20 protein-coding genes are annotated in these 24,469 nt (G+C 62.7%); 12 read left to right on the top strand and 8 right to left on the bottom strand.

The window, feature by feature from the left end; all coding sequences use genetic code 11:
* Positions 1-375: 375 nt before the first annotated feature.
* Complete coding sequence (locus tag AC5WNJ_RS11460) at positions 376-2,103, top strand: putative bifunctional diguanylate cyclase/phosphodiesterase (RefSeq protein WP_495929734.1); 1,728 nt, start codon at positions 376-378, stop codon at positions 2,101-2,103.
* Positions 2,104-2,262: 159 nt separating this feature from the next.
* Here AC5WNJ_RS11460 and AC5WNJ_RS11455 read toward each other — a convergent pair whose 3' ends face one another.
* Positions 2,263-3,225 carry a LysR family transcriptional regulator gene (locus AC5WNJ_RS11455; RefSeq protein ID WP_495929733.1) on the bottom strand — a complete coding sequence of 321 codons (963 nt, stop codon included), beginning with the start codon at positions 3,223-3,225 and terminating at the stop codon, positions 2,263-2,265.
* A 448-nt stretch (positions 3,226-3,673) separates the two neighbouring features.
* Here AC5WNJ_RS11455 and AC5WNJ_RS11450 point away from each other — a divergent pair, with 448 nt between their 5' ends.
* The 4 genes from AC5WNJ_RS11450 (at position 3,674) to AC5WNJ_RS11435 (ending at position 8,644) form a co-directional block, all read left to right on the top strand.
* On the top strand, positions 3,674-5,005 hold the full coding sequence (locus AC5WNJ_RS11450) for an MATE family efflux transporter (RefSeq protein ID WP_495931046.1): 1,332 nt from the start codon (positions 3,674-3,676) through the stop codon (positions 5,003-5,005).
* 407 nt (positions 5,006-5,412) lie between these two features.
* A complete protein-coding gene (locus tag AC5WNJ_RS11445) occupies positions 5,413-6,672 on the top strand; it encodes a D-amino acid dehydrogenase (protein WP_495929732.1) in 1,260 nt (419 codons plus the stop codon).
* Between the two features lie 106 nt (positions 6,673-6,778).
* The gene (locus AC5WNJ_RS11440; protein WP_495929731.1) at positions 6,779-7,162 is read left to right on the top strand and encodes a RidA family protein; all 384 of its coding nucleotides are present in this window, start codon (positions 6,779-6,781) and stop codon (positions 7,160-7,162) included.
* A 267-nt stretch (positions 7,163-7,429) separates the two neighbouring features.
* Complete coding sequence (locus AC5WNJ_RS11435) at positions 7,430-8,644, top strand: LysR family transcriptional regulator (RefSeq protein WP_495929730.1); 1,215 nt, start codon at positions 7,430-7,432, stop codon at positions 8,642-8,644.
* A gap of 141 nt (positions 8,645-8,785) precedes the next feature.
* On the opposite strand, the gene AC5WNJ_RS11430 is transcribed toward AC5WNJ_RS11435, so the two are convergent.
* The 3 genes from AC5WNJ_RS11430 to phhA all read right to left on the bottom strand — a co-directional run bounded on the left by AC5WNJ_RS11430 (position 8,786) and on the right by phhA (position 11,268).
* On the bottom strand, positions 8,786-9,979 hold the full coding sequence (locus tag AC5WNJ_RS11430) for an amino acid aminotransferase (protein ID WP_495929729.1): 1,194 nt from the start codon (positions 9,977-9,979) through the stop codon (positions 8,786-8,788).
* Between the two features lies 1 nt (position 9,980).
* Positions 9,981-10,319: a 4a-hydroxytetrahydrobiopterin dehydratase gene (locus tag AC5WNJ_RS11425; RefSeq protein ID WP_054555480.1), complete on the bottom strand. Its 339-nt coding sequence runs from the start codon at positions 10,317-10,319 to the stop codon at positions 9,981-9,983.
* A gap of 67 nt (positions 10,320-10,386) precedes the next feature.
* Entirely contained in the window at positions 10,387-11,268 is an 882-nt protein-coding gene (gene phhA, locus AC5WNJ_RS11420; protein WP_495929728.1) for a phenylalanine 4-monooxygenase, read from the bottom strand.
* A 380-nt stretch (positions 11,269-11,648) separates the two neighbouring features.
* On the opposite strand from phhA, the gene AC5WNJ_RS11415 reads away from it, so the two are divergent.
* Together AC5WNJ_RS11415 and AC5WNJ_RS11410 are read left to right on the top strand one after the other, a co-directional pair.
* On the top strand, positions 11,649-13,202 hold the full coding sequence (locus AC5WNJ_RS11415) for a sigma-54-dependent transcriptional regulator (protein ID WP_495929727.1): 1,554 nt from the start codon (positions 11,649-11,651) through the stop codon (positions 13,200-13,202).
* A 332-nt stretch (positions 13,203-13,534) separates the two neighbouring features.
* Positions 13,535-14,056, top strand: coding sequence for a MarR family winged helix-turn-helix transcriptional regulator (locus AC5WNJ_RS11410; RefSeq protein WP_253061052.1), 522 nt, complete (start codon positions 13,535-13,537; stop codon positions 14,054-14,056).
* A gap of 7 nt (positions 14,057-14,063) precedes the next feature.
* On the opposite strand, the gene AC5WNJ_RS11405 is transcribed toward AC5WNJ_RS11410, so the two are convergent.
* Entirely contained in the window at positions 14,064-14,333 is a 270-nt protein-coding gene (locus tag AC5WNJ_RS11405) for a class I SAM-dependent methyltransferase (RefSeq protein ID WP_253061050.1), read from the bottom strand.
* Positions 14,334-14,611: 278 nt separating this feature from the next.
* Entirely contained in the window at positions 14,612-14,989 is a 378-nt protein-coding gene (locus tag AC5WNJ_RS11400) for a hypothetical protein (protein WP_253061048.1), read from the bottom strand.
* Between the two features lie 454 nt (positions 14,990-15,443).
* Between AC5WNJ_RS11400 and fdhA the strand changes: the two genes are divergently transcribed.
* Entirely contained in the window at positions 15,444-16,652 is a 1,209-nt protein-coding gene (fdhA, locus tag AC5WNJ_RS11395) for a formaldehyde dehydrogenase, glutathione-independent (RefSeq protein ID WP_495929726.1), read from the top strand.
* Positions 16,653-16,884: 232 nt separating this feature from the next.
* Positions 16,885-18,123, top strand: a complete 1,239-nt coding sequence (argE, locus tag AC5WNJ_RS11390; RefSeq protein WP_495929725.1) for an acetylornithine deacetylase — start codon at positions 16,885-16,887, stop codon at positions 18,121-18,123.
* A 55-nt stretch (positions 18,124-18,178) separates the two neighbouring features.
* On the opposite strand, the gene AC5WNJ_RS11385 is transcribed toward argE, so the two are convergent.
* Complete coding sequence (locus AC5WNJ_RS11385; RefSeq protein WP_495929724.1) at positions 18,179-19,117, bottom strand: LysR family transcriptional regulator ArgP; 939 nt, start codon at positions 19,115-19,117, stop codon at positions 18,179-18,181.
* A gap of 135 nt (positions 19,118-19,252) precedes the next feature.
* On the opposite strand from AC5WNJ_RS11385, the gene AC5WNJ_RS11380 reads away from it, so the two are divergent.
* Together AC5WNJ_RS11380 and hppD are read left to right on the top strand one after the other, a co-directional pair.
* Complete coding sequence (locus AC5WNJ_RS11380; RefSeq protein WP_287020597.1) at positions 19,253-19,858, top strand: LysE/ArgO family amino acid transporter; 606 nt, start codon at positions 19,253-19,255, stop codon at positions 19,856-19,858.
* Between the two features lie 358 nt (positions 19,859-20,216).
* On the top strand, positions 20,217-21,296 hold the full coding sequence (gene hppD, locus AC5WNJ_RS11375) for a 4-hydroxyphenylpyruvate dioxygenase (RefSeq protein WP_495929723.1): 1,080 nt from the start codon (positions 20,217-20,219) through the stop codon (positions 21,294-21,296).
* 150 nt (positions 21,297-21,446) lie between these two features.
* Here the strand turns inward: hppD and AC5WNJ_RS11370 are convergent, their stop codons facing one another.
* Positions 21,447-21,935, bottom strand: coding sequence for an Lrp/AsnC family transcriptional regulator (locus tag AC5WNJ_RS11370; RefSeq protein ID WP_043331273.1), 489 nt, complete (start codon positions 21,933-21,935; stop codon positions 21,447-21,449).
* Between the two features lie 571 nt (positions 21,936-22,506).
* Here AC5WNJ_RS11370 and leuA point away from each other — a divergent pair.
* Positions 22,507-24,231 (top strand): 2-isopropylmalate synthase, encoded by a 1,725-nt coding sequence (gene leuA / locus AC5WNJ_RS11365; protein ID WP_253061038.1) that lies wholly within the window; start codon positions 22,507-22,509, stop codon positions 24,229-24,231.
* The last annotated feature ends 238 nt before the right edge of the window (positions 24,232-24,469 follow it).

Genomic DNA, 24,469 nt, shown 5'->3' with positions numbered 1-24,469 from the left:
CACGCTTGTCCACCTGGTGCTTGCCCTGACGGCACGCCCTTCGGGATGACTGGCTAAGGAGCAGGTTGAGGAGCCGGCTGAGTGGCTTGCCGAATGGCTCCGGGAGTGGCTCTCGCAATGGCGCGCGGTAGAGTTGCATGTGCGCCTGGACGTTGCCGCACTAGCCATAGCCATGCGGCCGGGCCATGCTGCAGCCAGCGGCGACAATGAGAGCAGGTGTAAGCAGATAAGCGCGAGAACAGCTGGTAGCGTGAATGACGCGTCGTGTCCCGGTGGTGTTGCCCGCGTTGCGCAGCCAACGACCAGCATCACTGGCGACAGGCGGCCCTTGCGGGGCATCAAGCCATTTTCCTTATGACTGCAGGTGGAGTGAACGTGCCTCTCGATATTTTGATCAAATTGCTGTCGTCCATCGAAGAGCCGTTGTGGATTCATGATTGCTTCGGCCAGCTCGCCTGGACGTCGCCGCGCGCTCGCCAGGAAGACAGAGTGCCGGAGCTGCCATCCCCGCTGCCCAAGCAGCCGGAGCCTTGTGGCATCAGCGGCCAGCCCGGCTTCTGGTTGATGGGCATCACCGGCGAGCTGGGAGAATGGCTGCTGGTGCAGAAGGCCAATCTGCCGTGGCGCATGGCGATCTTCGATGCCGAGTGTCTGGTGGCCAACACCTGTGGCTGGCAGGAGCTGTTCGGCACCGAGCGGCCGCGTCTCGAGCCGGTCAGCGAGCGGCGAGTCCGCCTCAAGGCGCCGTTCTCGGGGCTGGCGGAGGCCCGAGCGGCCGGGGTGGATGACAAGGTCTTGATCGCCCTGCGCCGTATGCAGCCCATCAACCTGCTGTCGCGCGATCGCTTCAATGCTCAGATCGATGAACTGCTGCTGGAAGAAAGCGTCGATGGCAGCATCGATGGTGGCATCATCTACCTGTCGCTGACCCACCTGGAAATCATCAACTCGGCGCATGGAGCCGAACGTATCGATCCGCTGCTGGAGCGTGTGGCAGAAGCCATGTCCCTGCAGTATCGCGACGCCCTGGTCTGCCGCCCCCTGGGCAACGCCTTCGCGCTGTTCTTCGCCGGGGATGAGGCCAGCCTGATCATGCGTGCCAACGAGCTGTGCGAACGCCTGGTGATGCTGATGCGACTGGATGGCAAGCCTCTGCCGGTCACGGCAAGGGTCGGCATCAGTCTGGCGCCGCAGCACGCACGGCGTGCCCATCGCCTGATGCATCTGGCCGAACTCGCCATGTTGCACGGGGGATACGACGACATCGATGTCTGCGGTCCCCTGCATGTGTTCTCGCCCGGCGCGCACATGCAGCACCTCAACGACTATCGCCTGACCAGTGACCTGCGCGAGCATCTTGAAGAGCTGGATCTCGCCTTCCAGCCCCAGTTTGACCTCGCCAGTGGCGAGGCCGTCGGCGTCGAGGTGCTGGTGCGCTGGGACCATCCCGAGCTTGGCACCATCGGCCCGGGGCGCTTCATTCCGCTGGCGGAGCAGTACGGCTTGATCGGCACCGTCGGCGCGCGAGTGATGGACACGGCCCTCTCGGCGACGCGTGATCTGGTGACGCCGAACGGCAAGCCGCTGTCAGTGGCGATCAATGTCTCGGCTCAGGAGTTTCGTGACCCCGGCTTCCCCGAGCGCGTCTCGGAGGCGCTGGCACGTCATGGCTTCCCCCCGGAACGCCTGGAGCTTGAGATCACCGAATCTTCACGCGTACCGGATCTCGATCGCGTCGTGGAGCGACTGACCGGCCTGATCGAACGCGGTGTGCGCCTGGCGATCGATGACTTCGGCACCGGCTTCGCGTCACTGCTCTACGTGCGCGACCTGCGTGCTTGCCGCCTCAAGGTCGATCAGCGCTTCGTAGGCAGTCTTGATCATGATGCCCGTGACCGCGCCATCGTCTCCCATGCGATCTCGCTGGCCGACAGTCTGGGCATGGAGGTGCTGGCGGAGGGCGTCGAGACCGCAGAGCAGGAGCGCCTGCTGGTCGAGATGGGCTGTCATCTGGTACAGGGCTTCCGTTATGCACGGCCCAAGCGCCTGCCGGAGCTGGTCGAGTGGCTCAAGCGCAAGCCGTCAATCCATCCCTACCCCTGAGTGCCATGTCCTGAGGGGGGTAAGTGAAGGGGCCTTGAATGAAAACGCCCGCCACGCAGTGATTCTGCATGGCGGGCGTTTTCATGCTGGACGTTCGGGGCTGGCAGTAGCCGTGGGAGGGGACGGCTTGCATTCAGACTCGGGAGTCGTGGCGATGTCTCATTCGCTGCAACCGCTACCGTAGCCGTACATGTTCTCGAAGCCCGGAATGCGCTGCTCCCAGACGGGGGGAGTGCCGACGACCTCCTGCAGGCAATCGCTGAAGCGACGCGTCTTCTGCGGCAAGTACTGGCGGTGCGGGTAGACCAGATGGATCGAAGGCAAGGGCTTCATCGGCACGTTGGTCAACAGCGGCACCAGTTCTCCATCCAGGATCTCGTCCTTGATGCTGATCGCGGACACCATGCCATAGCAGGTTCCCGACTTGATGGCACCGATCAGCACGTCGGCATCATTGACCTTGAGACGCGAATCCAGTGCCACCTTTTCCTCGACACCGCTCTCGGTGCAGACGCGCAGGCGATCGAGAATGAAGCCATCGCGGGAATACACCGCTGCCGGCAGGCCAGACAGGTCGGCGGGGGTCTGGGGCATGCCGTGACGCTCGATGAAGGCCGGCGAGGCACAGATCAGGTGACGGTGTGCCGCCAGCGGACGCGCGATCAGGTTGGAGTCTTCCAGCTCCGACATGCGAATGGCCAGGTCATAACCGCCGCCGATCAGGTCGGTCAGGTGATCTTCCAGGCGCACTTCCACCTGGGTATCCGGGTAGCGCTCCATGTACAGACGCACGGCCTGGGCGACGTAGGTGCGGCCGAAGTGGCTCGGGCTGGTGATCTTCAGGATGCCGCGCGGGCCATCCTGATAGGCGCCGGCCACATCGTCGGTATCTTCCAGCACTTCACGCAGACGCAGTGCGTGCTGATGGATCTCGCGCCCCGCATCCGTCAGAGCCAGTGAGCGAGTCGAGCGATTGAACAGACGAATCTGCAGTTCTTCTTCCAGACGGCTGATCTGCTTGGAGACCACCGAGCGGTTGACCTGACGATGGTCAGCCGCCTTGGAAAAACTCTGTGCTTCTACCACATCGAGAAACAGCAACAAACGGGATGCTTTATCCACGGTCTGACCTCTCGTGATGCCATGGGGAGGGGAACACTCTGCCAGCCATCCGTGAGGCAGTCAGTGCATATAAAGCGACGGTCCATCTTCGGTAGCAGTCGATAACCGGTGACATTGCATGGATCATCTTCACGAATCCAGATGACGGAAATCTCTGACAGGATGAGTTTATCACGGTCACTGTTTCCTCTAATACCACGCATCAACGCGTTTCTCGCTCTTCCTGTTGCCGACAATGCATCAAAGACATGTCCCACTGAGCCTATCTGGGGTCCGGTGAAATCCCTAGAATCATCCTTCCAGCGTCACGCAAGTGCTCCGACGCCTTTACTTTCATCCAACCAGTCATGCTCGACATGCTGGGAGTGAGTTCATGTCTTCTTCTATGTCCAACGACGCCTCTGCACCGACCCCGCCAACGTCGGAAACTCCGACGACGCGTGAGCTGATGTCACGCCTGTGGCGCAGCACCTTGCCGATGACACTCGGTATCATGGGACTGCTGGGCTTCAACCTGGTCGATGCCGCCTTCGTCTCGCATCTGGGCACCGCACCACTGGCCGCGCAATCCTTCACCTTCCCGCTGACCTTTCTGATCATCGGGGTGCAGGTCGGCATGGGCATCGCGATCGCCGCGATCGTCTCGCGAACCCTGGGTGCCGAGGATGAGGCGCGTGCACGGCGCCTGGGCGGTGTGGTGCTGCTGGGGTCCGGTGTGTTGATGGCACTGCTGATGCTGCTCTTGTGGGTCATCAGGGGGCCGGCCTTCGAGTTGCTGGGTGCCAATGCCGCCGAGATGAAGCTGATCGAGGTCTACTGGGGCCCATCACTGATCGCCAGCTGGCTGGGGGCCATGGCCTATGTGCTCTACAGTCTGTTCCGCGCCCACGGCGATACGCGTTTGCCGGGTGAGATGATGCTGCTGACCAGTGTCTTCAATCTGGTGCTGGACCCGCTGCTGATCTTCGGCGCGGGACCGCTGCCCGGCTTCGGTCTGGCGGGGGCTGCCTGGGCGACCGTACTCTCCTTCGGGGCCGGGCTTGCCATCACGGCGTTCAAGCTCTCGCGCCGCGACTGGATGGAATATTGCGGCCTGTGGGCCGAATGGCAGGCCTCGCGCCGTCAGCTGGCGGGAATCGCGATACCCGCGATTCTGTGCCAGATGATGCCGGCGCTCTCCGCGATGCTGGTCACCGCCATCGTCGCGGGGCTTGGTCAGACGGAGGTGGCCGCCTGGGGGATCGCCTCACGCCTGGAAACCTTCTCGCTGATCGTGGTGCTGGCCCTGACCATGTCGCTGCCGCCGTGGCTCGGGCGTTGTTATGGTGCCGGCCGTTGGCAGGAAATTCGCCGCCTGATGAACCTGGCCGCTCGCGTGGTGATGCTCTGGCAGCTGGTGCTGGGCATCATCGCGGCAGTGCTGGCGACTCCGCTGGCCTATGTGCTGGTGGGCAGTGATGAGGTCTCGGCGGCGTTGGCGGTCCTGCTGCCGTGGATGTTGCCCAGCTACTCCTTCCTCGGCATCTGCATGCTGGTCGTGTCGGCTGCCAACGCGCTGGGGTGGCCGCTGCGTGCCACGGCGCTGTCCTTCGTACGTCTCTTCGTCTGCTTCTTGCCGGCGGTATGGCTAGGGGCACATCTGGATGGGCTACGCGGGGTCGCGATCGGCTCGGCAATCGGCAACCTGCTGGCGGGCGTGGTGGCATGGCGTGTCTATCGTCAGGCACTGGGCGAGCGCGGCAAGTCAGTGCGTCGCCATGCCTATGTCGCGACGACCTGATCGCCCGGGCCCCCGTGCTGTCATGTACGAGCGCCCTTGAGATGTCAGGCGCTTTTCATGAGATTCTCGCCAGAAGATCCTGCTGGAGACCCTGCCAGTAGACCTTGTCAGAAGCCCCGTCAGCAGTCCCGTTGAGCAGACCGAAAGCGGCCATTCCAAAAATGGCCGCTTTTTTATTTTTTATCACTACCATGGTACAAAATTTACCTGCTTATTTTCTGATTTAGAGGCTCATAACAGAATATTAACCGTGGTTTGCGCCTCTATACTGGATGCATTCAGGCCAAGCCACTATGCGTCGCCCAGTCGACCGGTGTTGGCCTTCATCGTCTTTATTCGCTGCCGAGTGCGCGGATACGCCTGTCATTTGCCGTGGGGCGCGGCTTGCAGTCATGGGGTAGGCCAACATGAAGATTCTTGTACTCGGTAGCGGCGTCGTCGGCGTCACCAGTGCCTATTATCTGGCGCGTCAGGGGCATGAGGTCACGGTCGTCGACCGTCAGGCCAGTCCGGCGATGGAAACCAGCTACGGCAACGCCGGTCAGGTCTCCTTCGGCTTCTCCTCGCCGTGGGCGGCGCCGGGCATTCCGCAGAAAGCCGTCAAGTGGATGTTCCAGGAGCATGCGCCGCTCAAGATCCAGCCGCGCATGGACCCGCAGATGGCCAAGTTCATGGTCAAGATGTTTGCCAACTGCAACGCCGACCGTTATGCCGTCAACAAGGAGCGCATGGTGCGGGTCGCCGAGTACAGCCGCGCCTGCATCAACGCCCTGCGCGAAGAGACCGGGCTGCGCTACGAAGACCGCCAGAAGGGGCTGTTGCAGCTGTTTCGTACCCAGGCCCAGGTCGATGCCGTGCAGAGCGACATGAAGGTGCTGGCAGGCTGTGGCGTGCGCCATCAGCTGCTGGACGCCGACGCCTGCGCCACGGTGGAGCCTGCACTGACTCGCGTGCCGGGGAAGTTCATCGCCGGCCTGCACCTGCCGGATGACCAGACCGGCGATTGTCACCTGTTCACCAACCGGCTGGCGGATTACTGCCGCGACACCCTGGGCGTCAATTTCGTCTTCAATACCACCATTCAGCGCATCCAGCGCAGCGGCAGCCGCATCGAAAAGGTCATCACCGACCGTGGCGAGATGACCGCAGATAGCTACGTGATGTGCCTGGGCAGCTACTCGCCGTTCCTGGCGCGTGATCTGGATCTGGATCTGCCTATCTATCCGGTCAAGGGCTACAGCCTGACCGTGCCGATCATCGATGCCGATGCTGCGCCACAGTCCACCGTGATGGACGAGACCTTCAAGGTCGCGCTGACACGCTTCGATGACCGTATTCGCGTGGGTGGCACCGCCGAGCTGGCTTCGTTCGATCTGTCGCTGCTCGAGAAGCGCCGTGCGACCATCAACATGGTGGTGCGTGATGTCTTCCCGGAAGCCGGTGACTATGCGCGAGCGGAATTCTGGGCCGGCCTGCGTCCGATGACGCCGGATTCCACGCCGATCATCGGGGGCACCAAGTACGACAATCTGTGGTTGAACACCGGACACGGCACCCTGGGCTGGACCATGAGCTGCGGCAGTGCGAGTCTGTTGGCGGACCTGGTGGATGGCCGCAAGCCCACCATCGATCCCAACGGCCTCAGTCTTGGTCGCTACGCTGCCTGATTCCGAATAACGTCGTTCGATGGCCTGTCATCACGCTGACAGGCCATGTCTCGTCATGAACCGTTTTCACTGAGTGTTTTCACGTCACCAAGCAAAGGAAACCCGCATGACCAAGCAGATCATTGCCACCGAGTCCGCTCCTGCTGCCATCGGCCCGTATTCCCAGGCGGTGCGCACGGGTAATCTGGTGTTCCTCTCTGGCCAGATCCCGTTGGACCCGGCGACCATGGAAGTGGTGGAAGGTGGTTTTGAAGCCCAGGCAGACCAGGTGTTCCGCAATCTCAAGGCGGTGTGTGAAGCTTCCGGTGGCAGCCTGGATCAACTGGTCAAGGTCAATCTGTTCCTGACCGATCTCAGCAACTTCGCCGTGGTCAACACGCTGATGGAGCACTACTTCAGCCAGCCGTATCCGGCGCGTGCGGCCGTCGGCGTCAAGGAGCTGCCCAAGGGCGTGCTGTTTGAAGCAGAAGGTGTACTGGCACTCTCCTGATCGCTCGTCGATTGTCGGTCTGAACCAGTGGTTGGTCTGAACGACCGACTGGCGTGAATCGATGCCTAGTCTCTCACTCCCCTCGCTGATTCATCAGCGGGGGGAGTGTCGTTTCAGGGGCCGTGACGTCCTGTAGACAGCTTGAGCGTGCTGTAGACAGCTTGAGCGTGACATTTGGAGCCAGCATGATTAGCGTAAGGCTAAATGAGCCAGCGATCAGCGCTGACTCTCGGAACATCGCGGACGAACCCTTCAAGGAGCAACACCATGGCGCAGTCAGACACAGGCACCCGTGAACCCGGCATACGACTGCGTCAGCTGGAAATGCTGTGGGCGGTGATCGAGTGTGGCTCGATGAAAGGCGGTGCCGCGCAACTGGGGATCAGCGTGCCGGTGGTCTCGCGGGGCCTGGCACAGCTCGAGCAGACGCTGGGTTATTCGTTGTTTCTGCGCGAGGGTGGCAAGCTGGTGCCGACCCCGGAAGCCGAGCGCCTGACGCCATCACTCGCCCGGATGTTCAGCGCTCAATCCGAGCTCAGGCGACTGGCCTTCGGGCCGGGCAGCGGCAAGCGTCCGCGTCTCGTGCTGGCGGTCACGCCCGGTCTGGAGGCCTTCAGTGCCGGTTGGCTGACACGCATCGCGGCCAGTGAAGTCTTGAGTGAGTGGCTGCCCAGCCTGGAAGTGCTGGAGGTATCACAGCATGATCTCGCCATTCGCGAAGGCCGGGTCGCGATGGCGGTGAGCCTGGAAGCACCGCCGGAGCCCCAGGGCGGCAAGCGTGCCAAGACGGCGGCGGCACGCGCCCGCGAGCTCAAGGCCAGTCTGCGTCAGCGTGCGCGAGAGGAGACGACTCTCATCGAAGGCGATGACGCCGAGGCAAAGCCCGCCGCCAAGGCTGCCATGCCCGAGTTGGGGGATACGCCGGAGCTTGCGTTTGACGTCGAGGATGATGCGCACAATGCCGAAAGGACCGCTTCCCGGAGCGGGACAGGTGAAGAGGCGCAAGCCGAGGCACCGCCCGCTCTGAAGCTTCCCTTGATGTTGCTGTGGCCCTCACGCTGGCCGCTGCTGGACAAGCCGCTGACCCTTGCTCGCCTCAATGAACGCCCCTTCGTTGATCTGCCGGAAACCAGCAGTCAGGGGCGCTTGATCCGGGGGCTGCTCAAGCGTGAGCGCGTGACGCCGGCGAGTCTGCTGGAAGTCGCTACGCCGGCCAGCGCCGGGCGTCTGGCACGCGCTGGCAGTGCCGCCACCATCATTGATGCGCTGTCGGCGCAGCAGGCGCTCGAGGACGCCAGAGGCGACCTGATCGGCCTGCCGCTCTCGATGCGCAGCGAGCGCTATCTGGAGCTCAAGTGGCAGTTGCCGACGGCCGAGGAAGGGGAGTCGCTGCACGCGGTACAGGCCTTGCTGATCAGCCTGCTCGAAGAGGAGGTAGAGGCGAGTCTTGCCCGCTTGCCGCAGGCGGACGAGGAAGGCTGATCGGCTGATGGCGCAGGCGCCTGGCGGAAGCCTTGCCTCAGAGTAGAGGTCAGGCCAAACACCGGGCCGGTCAACAGACCATTAAAAAACCCCGCCGATTGGCGGGGTTTTCTTGTCTTTCACGACAGCGCTCGTTCGGGCTCAGCCCTTGACGACGGTCGCGATGGCCTTGGCCACGTAGGGCAGGTTCTCGGTGGAGAAGCCGGCCACGTTGGCACGCCCGGAGCGCACCATGTAGATGCCGAACTCGTCACGCAGGCGATCGACCTGTTCCGGCGAAAGGCCGGTGTAGGAGAACATGCCACGCTGTTCGGCGATGAAGGCGAACTGCTCATCCAGACCATAAGGCTTGAGTGCCTCGACGAAGTCACGACGCAGGCCGTTGATGCGCTCACGCATCTCGGTCAGCTCGCTTTGCCACTCGCCGCGCAGGGTGTCGTCCTCGAGGATGTCGATGACTACCGCGCCGCCATGGGCCGGCGGGTTGGAGTAGTTCTCGCGCGCGGTGATCGCGGCCTGGGAGCGCACGTCGAGCATGCTTTCCTCGTCCTTGGCGATCAGGATCAGGCAGCCGGTGCGCTCGCAATAGATGCCGAAGTTCTTGGAGCAGGAGCTGGTGATGATGGCTTCATCGACATTTTCGGCCAGCAGGCGCACGCCGTAGGCGTCTTCTTCCAGGCCGTCACCGAAGCCCTGGTAGGCGAAGTCGATCAGCGGCAGCAGCTGGCGTGCCTGGACGACTTCCAGCACCTGGTCCCACTGCTCGCGGCTCAGATCGAAACCGGTCGGGTTGTGGCAGCAGGCGTGCAGCAGTACCACGTCACCTTCCGGGATGGTCTTGAGCGTCGCCAGCATGCCATCGAAGTCGAGGCGGTTGTTCTCGTCGACGTAGGGGTAGCTGTGGCGCGTGACGCCAGCGGCGTCGAAGATGCCCAGGTGGTTCGGCCAGGTCGGGGTGGACAGCCAGATATCACGGCCCTTGAGGTTGCTGGCGATGAAGTCCGCGGCCAGACGCAGGGCACCGGTACCCCCGGGCGCCTGGGTGGCGCTGGCGCGATTGGCGGCCAGCACCGGCGACTCGGCACCCAGCACCATCGGCAGCACGACCTTGCCGAAGCGCGGGTCACCGTGAGAGCCGATATAGGTCTTGGTGACTTCATTCTCGACCAGACGGCTCTCGGCCTGCTTGACCGCACGCATGACCGGCGTATTGCCGTTGGCATCGCGATAGACACCCACGCCGAGGTCGACCTTCTGCGGGTTGGTGTCCTTGTTGAAGGCTTCGATCAGGCCGAGGATGGCATCCCCGGGTACACGCGCAATCTGCTCGAACATCTTATTTCGCTACCTCGTCGGTTCTGGCGGCCATGATGAAATCGTTCTTGTGCAGACCCTTCATCTCGTGGGACCACCAGGTCACGGTGACCTTGCCCCACTCGGTGAGAAGTGCCGGGTGGTGCCCGACTTCCTCGGCAATCTCGCCTACGCGATTGGTGAATGCCAGTGCCTGCTTGAAGTTGCGGAACGTAAAGCACCGTTCCAGTTGCATGATGCCATCGCGATTGAGCAACTGCCACTCGGGAATGGCGGTCTTGAGCGTCTCGATGTCGCTATCGCTGACCTTGGGCGCATCGAAGCTGCAGGCTTCACAGGACTGTCTGGCGAGTTCGGTCATGTCACTATCTCCGGCTTGAGAAAAGAGGGTGGGGCGGGTGATAAGGAGCGCAAGGAGGCCGGTGCGATCAACGTGGTGCGAAGCGCGGCGTCTTGAGGCCGAGGGCCATCGCTTCGTGGACCAGCGCCATGATGTCGCGGCTGGCGAGTTCATGCAGGTCCTCCAGTGACTCAAGGACATAGTAGAGCGGCTGCAGGATATCGATGCGATACGGGGTGCGCAGTGCCTCGACGGCATCGAAGGGCAGATGCTCGGGGCGCTCGAGACTCTCCGCAAGCTCACCCAGGGCGTAGCGGGTCTCGCGCGGCGAGGAGATGATGCCGCCGCCGTAGAGGCGCAGCGCACGACTGCCATCGGGTTGAGTCTCGCGCAGCATGCCGAATTCCACCGTCATCCAGTAGAGGCGGGCCAGATAGACGCGTTCTTCCTTGCTGGCGGCGAGACCGAGGCGTCCGTAGGTGGCGGTGAATTCGGCAAAGGCGGGGTGGGTGAGCATCGGGCAGTGGCCGAAGATCTCGTGGAAGATGTCCGGCTCCTGCAGGTAGTCGAGTTCTTGCGGGGAGCGGATGAAGGTGGCAACCGGGAAGCGCCGCTCGGCGAGCAGCTCGAAGAAGCGCGTGAAGGGGATCAAGGCCGGCACGCGAGCGGTTCGCCAGCCGGTGGCGGCCTCGAGGACACGATCGATCTCGCCAAGTTGGGGGATGCGGTCCACTGGCAGGGCAAGGCGCTCGAGCCCTTGCAGATACTCGCGACAGACACGCCCCTCGACCAGTGCCATCTGGCGCGTCATCAGTGTCTGCCAGGTGGCGTTTTCCTGATCGCTGTATTGGATATGGCCCCGGGCATCCGGCTCATGGGCCACGTAGCGGGTGCCCTTGGCCCTGGTTTGCGAGCCGGGCTGAGCTTCCTGGGATGTCTGTGGCCAATGACGACCCTGCGGTGCGTTCATGCAACCTCCCCAACGAGTTGGCGGCGCTGCCAAGCAGGCTGCCGTGTTGTCATTATGGCGTACATGCCAGTTCTTGCATGTCGATGACAACGCTAGGCCTTGTCGGGTGGCGTTGACCAGTGGTCAGGCGTGGCTTTGCGCGGCAGATGAGTCCGCGTTGGCACGTGTCTTGTCAGATAATTCTGACACTGGAGCGGTGACTGGGCGTATCCTGTGCCATTCGGGCGCTCATGCACTTCGTGTCGCCGTCTTTTGTAAGGAATGCTTTACGAGGTTTTTGACAACGCTTACGTTAACGTCACTCAGCTGTCACTCGGTCGGCGACGTCAAGCCAGTGACATCATTTCGACAAGAATTCCAACAACGATGCCGAGAACGCCATGCGCCTCAAACTGACCTGTCAGAATCGAATCGGGATTCTGCGCGACATCCTGGCCCCCTTTGCCGATTACGGCCTCAATGTGCTGCGCGGTGAGGTCGGCGGAGAGGCCAACAACTCCATCTATCTGCATGTGCCCAACATGCTGCGCATGCAGCTCTCGACCCTGAAGCCGACTCTCGAGGACATTCCCGGGGTCTTCAAGGTCAGCCGCGTCAGCCTGATGCCCACCGAGCGACGCCATCTGGAGCTCAATGCGCTGCTGTCATCGCTGTCGGACCCGGTGATGTCCATCGACATGGATGGGCGCGTGGTGGCGGCCAATCGCGCAGCGGGCAAGTTGCTCGGGGTACGCATCGATGAGGTGCCGGGGTTGGCGCTGACGCGTCATGTCCAGGATGTCGATCTGCCGGAGCTGATCCGGCGCAACAATGCCCGCCTCAATGGCCTGCGCCTGCGGGTGGGGGAGGAGACCTTTCTCGCCGATATCGCGCCATTGCACACCGAGAACGAGGATGTTGCTTCGCTGGCGGGTGCCGTGGTCACCCTGCACCGTGCAGACCGCCTGGGCTCGCGTATCTATCAGATCCAGCGCACCGAGGTGCGCGGCTTCGAAGCGATATTCCAGGCGAGCCGTCAGCTGTCGGCGGTGGTCAAGGAAGCTCGCCGCATGGCTCCGCTGGATGCGCCGCTCTTGATCGAGGGCGAAACCGGCACCGGCAAGGAGCTGCTGGCGCGGGCCTGCCACCTGGCCAGCCCCCGCGGCCAGGCACCCTTCATGGCACTCAATTGCGCGGGGCTGCCGGAGTCGATGGCTGAAACGGAGCTGTTCGGTTACGCCCCGGGTGCCTTCGAGGGCGCGAGGCCGGAGGGCAAGCTGGGCCTGCTGGAGCTGACCAGTGGCGGCACCATCTTCCTGGATGAGGTCGGCGAGATGAGCCCGCGCATGCAGGTCAAGCTGCTGCGCTTTTTGCAGGACGGCGGTTTCCGGCGTGTCGGCAGCGATGAGGAAACCTTCCTCGATGTGCGCGTGATCTGCGCCACCCAACAGGACCTGCCGGCATTGTGCAGTGAAGGGCGCTTCCGTCACGATCTCTTCCATCGCCTCAATGTGCTGTGTGTGCAGATCCCGCCGCTCAGGGAATGTCTGGATGGGCTCGAGGAGCTGGCGAGGCATTTTCTCGAGCGCGCAGTGCGCCAGATCGGCGCTCGCGTGCGGGATATCTCGCCCGAGGCCATGGCGCGCCTGCAGGGCTATCACTGGCCGGGCAACGTGCGTCAGCTGGAGAATGTGCTGTTCCAGGCCGTCTCGCTGTGCGATGGCGAGGTGATCGAGGCGCAGCATCTGCGCCTGACTGGGGAGGCGCGTGATGAGGGGCTGGACAATATCGACCTCACTGGCAGCCTGGGCGATATCCATGACGAGGTCGAACGGCGCATCCTGGCGCATCTCTATCCCGAGTATCCGTCCAGCCGATTGCTGGCCAAGCGTCTGGGGGTCTCGCATACCACCATCGCCAACAAGCTCAAGCGTCACGGCATCGCACAGGAGTGACCCACGGTGCAGCTGATGGCGGGAGAGTCAGGACAACAGGGCGCGAGAAAAGCGGACGAGCAGGAAAAGGAGAAGGAGAAGGGCAAGAAGGCAGGCAAGAAGTCAGGAGCGTAGAGGTGCTTGAATGCGTGTTTGAATATCGGAATTGGTGAATTGTTTTGCTCGCTAACAAAGGGTATGATTCTCATATTGTTAGCAAGCTAATATGGATGGCGTCTGATATCGCCGGCAACAGCCGCCCTGACGCCGCACCAATCAAGGCTCTCGTGGGTCTTCCGCTCAGTACCGATGAGGGGGAGTGTCATGGGAGCCTTCATGTCGAGAGATGATACATGAACGCACATTCTCCGGGGACGGATTCGACACAGGAAATCCCGTTTCACGAGCAGATCAAGCCCTCGCTGGGGGGCCAGGTCGGCCGGGTCCACCGTCTCTGGCGCACCGCCATCACCAGCGCGGTGCGTAGCCTGGACATGACGGAATCGCGCTGGACGGTCATGGTCCATCTGGAAAAGCTCGGCGAGGGCTGTACCCAGCAGATGCTGGCCAGCGAGCTGGGCATCGAGATGCCGTCGCTGACGCGCACCCTCAACCAGCTCGAGGCTCAGCAGCTGATCGCGCGCGTGCCGCACGAGACCGACAAGCGGGCGCGTTGTCTGTGGTTCACCGAGCAAGGCCGCCAGTGCCTGACCCAGTTGACGGAGCGCATCGAGCGAGTGCGTGCCGAGCTGTACGTCGGCTTCGATGACGAAGCGCTCAATGCCTTCGCCCGAGCTTTGCTCCAGCTCGAAGACAATGCCAGTGCCAGCATCGCGCGCTCCCAGGCTGAATATCAGCGCAGTCGCCAGGGGTAGCACCCGATCAGCGTGGCGCGTCGTAGCGCCCTACGGTGCCATGGGGGAACACCGCCTGCCACAGCTGCAGCTGACGGGCGTGGAAGGCACCTGCGCAGGCGCCGAGATAGTACTCGAACATGCGCTTGTCGCGCGGTGAGTAGGTATCGGCCAGTTCATGCCAGTGCTGGTCGAGATTGGCGCGCCACGCCATCAATGTCGGGGCGTAGTCGGTGCCGAAGTTGTAGGTACAGCATCCGAGTCGCCGCAGGTATGCCAGCCGGGTGTCTGGTAACAACGTTCTTCACCAGGTATACGCGGCGATCAGGAGCGGCGCTGGGGCAGCTGTCGTCTCAGCATAGTCAAGAGTCGTCTAATGCGGTGACGCAATAGGCTGATTTCCGGGGCAACCGATGGTTGCGGACTTGGAACTCAAGTGCCGCAGTGTCGGCTTTCCGGGGGGCTCTTCGGATGTCGGAACACAAGAAAGCCGCCCCTGAGGGCGGCTTTTTGACGGATGCTGCGCTTTCGCGTTCGATCGCGCCGTCAGGTCACGCTACCTGACGGGGGAGCGCCTCAGCGGCAGCGCACGGTCCAGACGACCTTGTAGCCTTCGCCTTCATGGGTGGCGGCAGCCATTTCGGTGTCTTCATTGATAGTGCCACCTTCCAGCTGGTCATTGCCATCGGCGGCCTTGGCGGTAGCGTCTTGCGGGCCGAAGACGCGCGAATCGAGCACATCGTACTTGTCGCGGTCCTGCTCTTCACACACCTCGAGTGCGCGTTCCTTGACCTGTGCTATGGCATCATCGCGGTCTTCATCGACGGCGCTGACTTCGTAGCGCGTGTCCTGCTTCTCGATCACGCTGGTGTTGCCGCAACCGGCGATGAAGGCGGAACCGACGATGGCCAGGGTCATGCAGGAATTGCGCAGGGCGTTGGATGTCAGGGTCATGATCTCTCCTTGAAGTGTCTTTCGAAGCTGTCTTTCAGAACTGTCGTTCAGAATTGTCTTCCAGAGCCGCCGTAAGCGGGCTCGGGTCGCAATGTCTGTCGTCAGGATGACACTGCTATCAGTACTGGGGGATATGAGCGTGCGCTTCAAGTGTCGAGATGCATCGACGCTGGCTGTCGCCGGCCAACAACAGCAGAGGCGCTGGGGCACTGGTGCGTGGGCTTGCGGGTAACTGAAGTGACACTTTGGTCGTGAGCTGTCTTATTTAGGCATGTCGATGCCTCATCTGGACAGCCAACCTGTGACAGCTGACCTAGTCTGCATGAGCCCTTGCGGTTGGACGCCACCGACCGGGGGCTGGTGGCCTAAGCAGGAAAAGTGACGGGCGGTGCAAGCCAGCTTGTCTACCTGTCGCCGGCCACGTGCCAAACCCCATGCCAGCCAGGAGCACGTCATGTCAGCCAATGCCAATCGCGGAGTTGTCTACCAGGGAGCGGGTAAGGTGAGCGTCGAATCACTGGACTATCCGACCCTGGCGCTGGGAAATCGCAAGTGTGAACACGGGGTCATTCTCAAGGTCGTCTCGACCAATATCTGCGGCAGTGATCAGCACATGGTGCGTGGCCGTACCACGGCCCCACAGGGCCTGGTGCTGGGTCACGAGATCACCGGTCTGGTCGTCGAGGCCGGGCGCGATGTGGAATTCATCAAGGTCGGTGACATCGTCTCGGTCCCCTTCAACATCGCCTGCGGCCGCTGCCGCAACTGCAAGGAAGGCAAGACGGGGATCTGTCTGAACGTCAATCCGGCGCGTCCCGGCGCGGCCTACGGCTATGTCGACATGGGCGGCTGGACTGGCGGTCAGACAGATTACGTCATGGTGCCCTATGCCGACTTCAACCTGCTCAAGTTCCCGGACGCCGACCAGGCGATGGAGAAGATCCGTGACCTGACGCTGCTGTCCGATATCTTCCCCACCGGCTTCCACGGCTGCGTGACCGCGGGTGTCGGGCCAGGCTCCACCGTGTATATCGCGGGCGCCGGGCCGGTCGGGCTGGCGGCGGCCGTGTCCGCCCAACTGCTGGGTGCGGCCTGTGTCATCGTCGGCGACATGATCCCCGAGCGTTTGCAGCAGGCCGAGAGCTTCGGCTGCGAGACCATCGATCTGCGTCAGGAAGGCTCGATGGAAGACAAGGTCGAGGTGATTCTCGGCGAGCGCGAGGTGGATTGCTTCGTCGACTGCGTCGGCTTCGAGGCGCATGGCTGTGGTTGTGACCACGGCCGTGAGCAGCCAGCGACGGTGCTCAACTCGGCAATGGCGTTGACGCGTGCCGGCGGCCAGATCGGCATTCCCGGTCTCTATGTCACCGAAGACCCGGGCGCCGAGGATGAGGCCGCCAAGGTCGGGGCGTTGTCGATGCGCTTCGGGCTGGGCTGGGCCAAGTCCCACTCGCTGCACACGGGCCAGTGTCCGGTGATGAAATATCACCGCCCGCTGATGCAGGCGATCCTGTTCGGGCGCGTCAACATCGCCGATGCGGTCAATGTGCAGGTCATCAGTCTGGAAGAAGCGCCGCAGGGCTATGCGGACTTCGATGGCGGCGCTGCCAAGAAATTCGTCATCGACCCTCACACCATGGTGCGCAACGGCCGTGCCGCCTGACGCCATCACGGCCTGAATCCCGCCAGTAGCGGAGTTTTGCCGCCACAGACGACGCTGCCACGCCCTTTGCCGGGGCGTGGCAGCGTCGTCTTTTCTTGATGCGTGCCTGCCAGGCGCTTGTGGCAGTCAGGCCCTTGTTGTCGAAGAGGCGCTGCGCTATACCGGTGAGCATATGAGGCCAGCGCGCTGCGTATGGTGCTCTCCGCTCTGATGTATCTGCACAGGAATGCCCATGTCCGCTTCAGCGTCCCCCATCGCCAATACCGCCAGCCTGATGCCACAGCGCGCCGATTTCTCCGACTGGCCCGACAGCCGCGACTGGCTGGCGCACCTGGTCAGCTTCAATACCGTGTCGCGCGAGTCGAATCTGGCGTTGATCCATTGCCTGCGCGACGCCCTGGAAGTGGCTGGTGTCAGTGCCGAGGTCATCCACAACGATGGCGGCGACAAGGCCAATCTGCTGGCGGTGATCGGGCCGGAAGTCGAGGGCGGTGTGGTGCTCTCCGGGCACACCGATGTGGTGCCGGTGAAGGGCCAGGCCTGGGACAGTGATCCCTTCACGCTGCGTGAGGCCGAGGGTCGCCTTTATGGGCGTGGTTCCTCCGACATGAAGGGCTTTATCGCCTGTTGCATGGCGGCGGTGCCGGCACTGGTGAATGCCCAGCGTGCGGGCACGCTCAAGAAGCCGGTGATCCTTGCCTTCTCCTATGACGAGGAGATCGGCTGTCTGGGCGCGCCGCGCATGATCGCGCGCCTGCGTGATCGCCTGCCGCGTCCGGCCGCGGTGCTGGTGGGCGAGCCGACCATGATGGCGATCGTCGATGCTCACAAGGGCATTACCGATCTGCGCACCACGGTGACCGGCAAGCCGTCGCATTCCAGCCTGGTCTATCAGGGGGTGAGTGCCATCCATCTGGCGGCGCGCATGGTGACCTTCATCGAAGACCGCATGCAGGCGCGCATCGACTGCGGCCATCTGGACGAGCGCTTCGATGTGCCCCACGCCAGTCTGCACGTCGGGCGCATCGAGGGCGGCACGGCGGTCAACATCACCGCCGGGGAGTGCATCTTCGACTGGGAGCTGCGCCACCTGCCGGGCGAGGATGTCGAGGCGATGCTGGCGGAAATCGATGCCCACGCCGAGCGTCTGGTCGCTCCCTATCGTGAGCGGGCGCCGGAAGTGGCGATTCGTAGCGAACGCACGGTGGAAACGGTGCCTTCTCTGGGGCATGGCGATCGAGACCCGGCCATTCGTCTCTGTCAGCGCCTGCTGGGCGACGAGCGGGGCAGCGAGGCCGTGGCGTACACCACTGAGGCGGGCCAGTTCCAGAGCGAAGGCTGGCCGACGGTGGTCTGCGGGCCAGGCTCCATCGGGGTCGCACATCAGGCCAATGAGTACATCGAACTCAGCCAGCTGACGGCCTGTGATCGCTTCCTGTCCCAGCTGGTGCGTGAGCAACAGGGTGGCTGAGGCTCTTGTATTGAGTCCCTTCTGAACGGGCCTGATGCACGACTGAAGCGTGCGCTCACAGCATGCCGGGGCGGGGTGTCTCCTGCTCCGGCATCGGGCGCAATGCCGTGGCGCATTCCCGCAACAGGTGGTCGGTGAGCTTGTCCAGCGTGCTGCCTCCGTGGCGCCAGTGATGCCAGTAAAGCGGTACATCGAGGGCATGGTTCGGCGCGATATCCACCAGCTCATCACTGGCCAGCAGATGTGCCGCCTGCTGCTCGGGAATCATGCCGTAGCCCATGCCGCTCAAGGCCAGACGCACGAAGCCTTCCGATGACGGGCAGAGGTGGTGGGGGAAGGGTTCATCGAAGCCCATGCTCGCCAGCAGTCGGTGCTGCAGGCGGTCATCACGGCCATAGACGATGGCGGGCATGCTGCGCAGGGTCTCGGCCGGCAGAATGGCCGGGATGGCGTGACCTTGTGTCGTGATGTGGCGCTGCACGAAGTCCGGGCTGGCCAGCGCCCGATAGCGCATGCTGCCCAGTGGATGGGAGCGTGCCCCCTGCACCGGGCGTGGCGTGGCACAGATGCAGCCCGCGACTTCTCCATCGCGCATGCGCCTGAGCGCCACTTCCTGATCCTCCACCAGCATGTCCAGCAACAGGTCACGCTGGCGACAGAAACTGCCGGTGACGGTCGGCCACCAGGTGGCCAGCGAGTCGGCATTGATGGCGATGCGCAGTCGCTGCTCGCTCTCGCCGAGGGCGGGAATCTGGTCGAGCAGGTCATGTTCCAGCAGGCGCACCTGCTGGACATGATTGAGCAGGCGCCGCCCGAGCGGCGTCGGCCCCAGGTGCGGTGTACGCACCAGTACCGGCTGCCCCAGCCGTGCCTCCAGCAGTTTTATGCGCTGCGAGACCGCTGACTGCGTCAGCCCCAATGCTCTCGCCCCGCGTTCAAAGCCCGCCTGATCGATGACGGCCGCCAGCGCCTCCAGCAATTTATAGTCCAGCATCAATATTCCTTATGATCCATTCCCTGAATCAATTTCCTTGATGGATTCATCCTAGCGTACTCTGCCTGCCTCAGCACTGGCAGCCGTGGCAGACGTCGTCAGTCACGGCAACGACACGACGAAAGGACAGGCGATATGTGGTGGTCATTCTTCAATGGTGCGGGGGTAGGCGCAGGCTTGATCATCGCCATCGGGGCGCAGAACGCCTTCGTCTTGGGGCAGGGGCTCAAGCGCGAGCATCAATGGTGGGTGGCGGGGCTCTGCGCACTGTGCGATGGCGTGCTGATCATCGCCGGCGTGCTCGGGCTTGGCGCGCTGATGCAGCAATCACCGCTGTTGATGAGCATTGCCCGCTGGGGCGGCGTGGCATTTCTGCTCTGGCAGGCACTCAAGGCGTTGGGGCGCATGCGCACTGGCGGCCAGCTGACGGCCAGCAACGCCCTCAAGGCCAATCTTGGCAAGGTGCTGGCGGCGACGCTGGCCGTCACGCTGCTCAACCCCCAGGTCTATCTGGATACGCTGGTGATGCTGGGCGCGATCGGCGCGCAACAGCCGTCACCGGAGAGCTTCATCGTCGGGGCGAGCCTGGCCTCCTTCGGCTGGTTCTTCGGCCTGGTGGCATGTGCCGGCTGGCTGGCGCCACGCCTGACCAGCCCGCGTGCCTGGCAGATCATCGAGGCCTTCATCGCCACGATCCTGCTGTGGGTGGCCTGGCAGCTGGGCAGCGGTGCCTGGCTCTAGCAGCCAACGCAAGACGGGCAAGAGGCAGCAGCAGGCGTGAGGCGCCGATGGGTGTAAAGAAAGCATGACGCAGTGTCAGGCGCTCGCCGCAGCGGGAGCGCCCCGAGAGGGCAGTGTCGAGATGGCCGTCAGCGCCATGGCAGAGATTCGTTACATGTCTGGCGTGAGGGGAGGCAGGGCACGGCACCAATGCAGGCGCAAGGCGCATGGGCAGGGCGGCAGGCAAGGCATAGATTTCCGATAACGGAATCGGGACACGACAGGTGGCCAGTGTGACGCGTTCACCTGTCGTGAAGGATGTTGCCCGCCTTTTCTCTACCTTGCCTGCCTTGTCGGCAGCCTGACTCAGGAGCCCCACATGAACGCACCGGCGCGTATCGAACAGCACAATCCCATCGGCACGGACGGCTTCGAGTTCGTCGAATTCACGGCCCCGGATGCGGCCGGCATTGATGCCCTGCGCAAGTTGTTCAACCAGCTCGGATTTACCGAGACCCGTCGCCATCGCTCCAAGCAGGTGTTCCTGTTCCAGCAGCACGGCATCAATGTGGTGCTCAACGCCGAGCCGAACAGCCCGGCGGCGGAGTTCGCGGCGATCCACGGCCCGAGTGCCTGTGCGATGGCCTGGCGTGTGGCGGATGCCGAGCAGGCACATCGTTACGCACTGGCGCACGGTGCGCGCAGCGTCGAGCATCCGGTCGGGCCGGGCGAGGTGGGCATCCCCGCGGTGCAAGGCATCGGCGGTTCGGTACTGTACTTCGTGGACCATCACCGCGAGCGCTCGATCTACGATACCGACTTCGTCGCCATTGATGGCGCAATCGAGAATGCCAACAGTGTCGGCCTGCATACGCTGGATCACCTGACCCACAATGTCGGGCGTGGTCAGATGGATGTATGGGCAGACTTCTATTCGCGTATCGCCAACTTCCGCGAGATCCGATATTTCGATATCGAAGGCAAGATGACCGGGCTCTTCTCGCGCGCGATGACGGCACCCTGCGGCAAGATGCACATTCCCATCAACGAGTCAGCGGATGATGACTCCCAGATCGCGGAATTCATCCGCGAATACCATGGGGAGGGCATTCAGCATCTGGCGATGGCGACGGATGATATCCATGCCACCGTCAAGGCGCTCAAGGCCAATGGCGTCACCTTCCTGACCACGCCGGCCACCTATTATGAGAAGGTCGATGCGCGGGTGCCCAACCACGAGGAGAATGTCGCGGACCTCAAGGCATTGAATCTGCTGGTCGATGGCGCGCCGGGGGAGGGGATTCTGTTGCAGATCTTCACCGAGACGGTGATCGGACCGATCTTCTTCGAGATCATCCAGCGCAAGGGCAACGATGGCTTCGGTGAGGGCAACTTCAAGGCGCTGTTCGAATCCATCGAGGAAGACCAGATTCGCCGCGGCATCATCGGTGGCGAGTGATTTCTCCAATCGGCATGCCGAGTGATTTCGCTAGCCGGCACGCTCTGATCATTGCGTGATCACGCTGGCATCTTCATCAACACGCAAGCCCCGCCGGTGATAGCCGACGGGGCTTTCGTGTTGATGAGGGCTTGATTCAGACAGTCAGGCTCAGGAGGTCGTCGGGACGCGCTGGTGGTCGATCACCTGACGCAGCACGAAGCTTGAATGCACGCCGGTCACCCCCTCGATGCGCGTGATCTGCTTGAGCAGCAGGTCGTGATAGTCATCCATGTCCTTGACCACCACCTTGAGCTGGTAGTCGGCTTCCTGGCCGGTGATCAGCAGGCATTCCATCACCTGGGGCAGTGAGGCGATGGTGTCCTCGAAGTTGGTGAAGCGCTCCGGGGTGTGGCGGTCCATCGAGATATGCAGCAACGCCATCAGGCTGAGTCCCAGCTTGCGGGCATCTATCTGGGCGCGATAGCCGGTGATCATGCCGCTTTCTTCCAGCGCACGAACACGGCGCAGGCAGGGCGACGGGGACAGGCCAATGCGCTCCGCGAGTTCCTGATTGCTGATGCGACCCGAGTGCTGAAGCTCGTCAAGAATGCGACGGTCGAAGCGGTCCAGTGTCGGGAGAGGAATATTCTGGCTCATTTTCGCAATCCATTGGCGGTGAAGGTGTTAATGGTGAAATAATCTGCTTTTAAGATGGCGATGTCATGTGGTTTTCGCAATCGTCCGCCCTGATATGCGGCATATACTGTAATCACTGCTCAGCGATGAAGATGCCCGCTCGGGTCGTGGCTGTCGCATGACACGACGCACGACGCACGACGCACGACGCGAACGACATACCTGAGCAGGATGAGCCACCGGCGCTGGCGACACGCCTCTTGCAACCGGTGAACGCGGAACGCAGTCGGCTTCTGATCGAAGCGAGGCTCACGAAAAGGCTCTGGTGGTGATCCCACCGTCCTTCTCTCCGCGCTGGAGACCGTGATCCGGTCCCGGAGCTTGCGGCGGGCAGTGACGTTAGGCTGCCCCCGACTTGCTTGCTTGCCCTGCTGACGGCAAGCTTTCGGATGCAAGGCCTTCACGCCTTCGTCATCTCACATTTACTCAGGCGCCCCGATTGGGACACTGTTGAGTGCGAAAGGTGCCATCGATCTCCCGTATCGGGCCTCGATTGCCGGTTTTTCGCACCCAGACCGCCAAGGACACGACCATGACTGCTGCATCCACGCCAAGTGCTGCCTTCGACCACACTAAATATCGCCCCGTGACCCCTGTTGCACTGACCGACCGCCAGTGGCCGTCGCGTACCGTGACCCAGGCGCCGCTATGGGCGAGTGTCGACCTGCGTGATGGCAATCAGGCGCTGCTCGAGCCGATGACGGTCGAGCAGAAGAAGCTGATGTGGAAGCTGTTGGTCAAGATCGGCCTCAAGGAGATCGAAGTCGGTTTCCCCTCCGCCAGTCAGCTGGATTTCGACTTCGTGCGCTGGTTGATCGAGGAAGATCAGGTTCCGGAAGGCGTCAGCATCCAGGTGCTGGTGCAGGCGCGTGAGCATCTGATCGCGCGTACCTTCGAATCGCTGGTCGGCGCGCGTGATGCCGTCGTTCACGTCTACAACTCCACCTCCACCGTACAGCGTGAGCGGGTGTTCGAGATGGACCGTGACGGCATCAAGGCCATCGCCGTCGAGGGTGCTCAGCTGGTCAAGGACTACGCCGAGCGCTACCCGGACACCAACTGGGTGTTCCAGTACTCGCCGGAGAGTTTCACCTCCACCGAGATGGATTACGCCGTCGAGGTCTGTGAAGCGGTGATGGATGTCTGGCAGCCGACGCCGGAAAAACGCTGCATCCTCAATCTGCCGGCCACGGTGGAAGTGGGCCCGCCCAATCACTTCGCCGACCAGGTCGAGTACTTCATCAAGCACCTGAGCCGTCGTGACTGTGCGATCATCTCGCTGCACACCCACAACGACCGCGGTGGTGCCGCTGCCGCCGCCGAACTTGGCCTGCTGGCCGGGGCTGACCGCATCGAAGGCACCCTGCTGGGCAACGGTGAGCGCACCGGCAACATGGACCTGATCACCCTGGCGATGAACCTCTACAGCCAGGGCATCGATCCGGAGCTGGATCTCTCCAACCCGGACGAGATCATCCAGGTCTACACCGAGTGCACCAACCTGCCGGTTCACCCGCGTCACCCGTGGGTCGGCGAGCTGGTCTACACCGCCTTCTCCGGCAGCCATCAGGATGCCATCCGCAAGTGCCTCAAGAAGCAGCAGCCTGATGAGCCGTGGCAGGTCGCCTATCTGCCCATCGACCCGCAGGATCTCGGTCGCGACTTCCAGGCGGTGATCCGCGTCAACAGTCAGTCCGGCAAGGGCGGCATGGCCTTCCTGCTCGAGCGCGATCACGGCATCAGCCTGCCGCGCTGGATGAGCCTTGAGCTCGCGCCGCACGTGCAGAAGGCTAGCGAGCAGGTCAGTGGTGAGCTGTCCAGCGACCAGATTCGCGCGATTCTCGATGCCAGCTTCAAGCGTGAAGCGCCGCTGAGTCTCAAGGGCTATCGTCTGGATCGCGAAGGAGCCGAGCAGCTCACCGCGACACTGGTCGATGACAAGGGCGAGCAGATCGCGCTGGCCGGCGAAGGCAATGGCGCCATCTCCGCCTTCATGGATGCCTGGCAGCGTCACACCGGCTCTACCGTCAGCGTGGTGGACTACGGTGAGCACGCCCTCGGCGAAGGCAGCGATGCCGTCGCGGTGGCCTTCGTGATGCTCAACCTGGATGGCAAGCGTGTCTGCGGCATGGCCGAGGATGGCGATACCGTGAGCGCATCGCTCAAGGCCGTGCTGTCGGCGGTCAATCGCGGCCTGGAAAGCAGTGCACGCAGCGAAGCGGAACGTGCCGAGGAAGCTGGCCCGGTCGCTGTCTGATGGCATCACGCCTCATGCGTGACTGATCAGAGGCTTTTTTGCCTCTCTCGAGACCCTCGCTCATCAGAGCGGGGGTCTTTGCGTTTCGTGGCAGGGCAGAAGTTGCCCGGCTGGCGCTCACGCCCGCCGTTGCTGGGCTGACGCGAGCAGGCTTGCGTGGAAAATACGTGTCATGCTCGCCAGGCCTCTATAGACTTTTGTCTGATGTTGACGGCTCAGTCAACATCCGGGCTTGCAC

This window comes from Cobetia sp. PDI-23MA (assembly GCF_059507735.1).
Note: the sequence above shows the minus strand (reverse complement) of the source record. Positions and strands in the feature narration are given on the sequence as shown.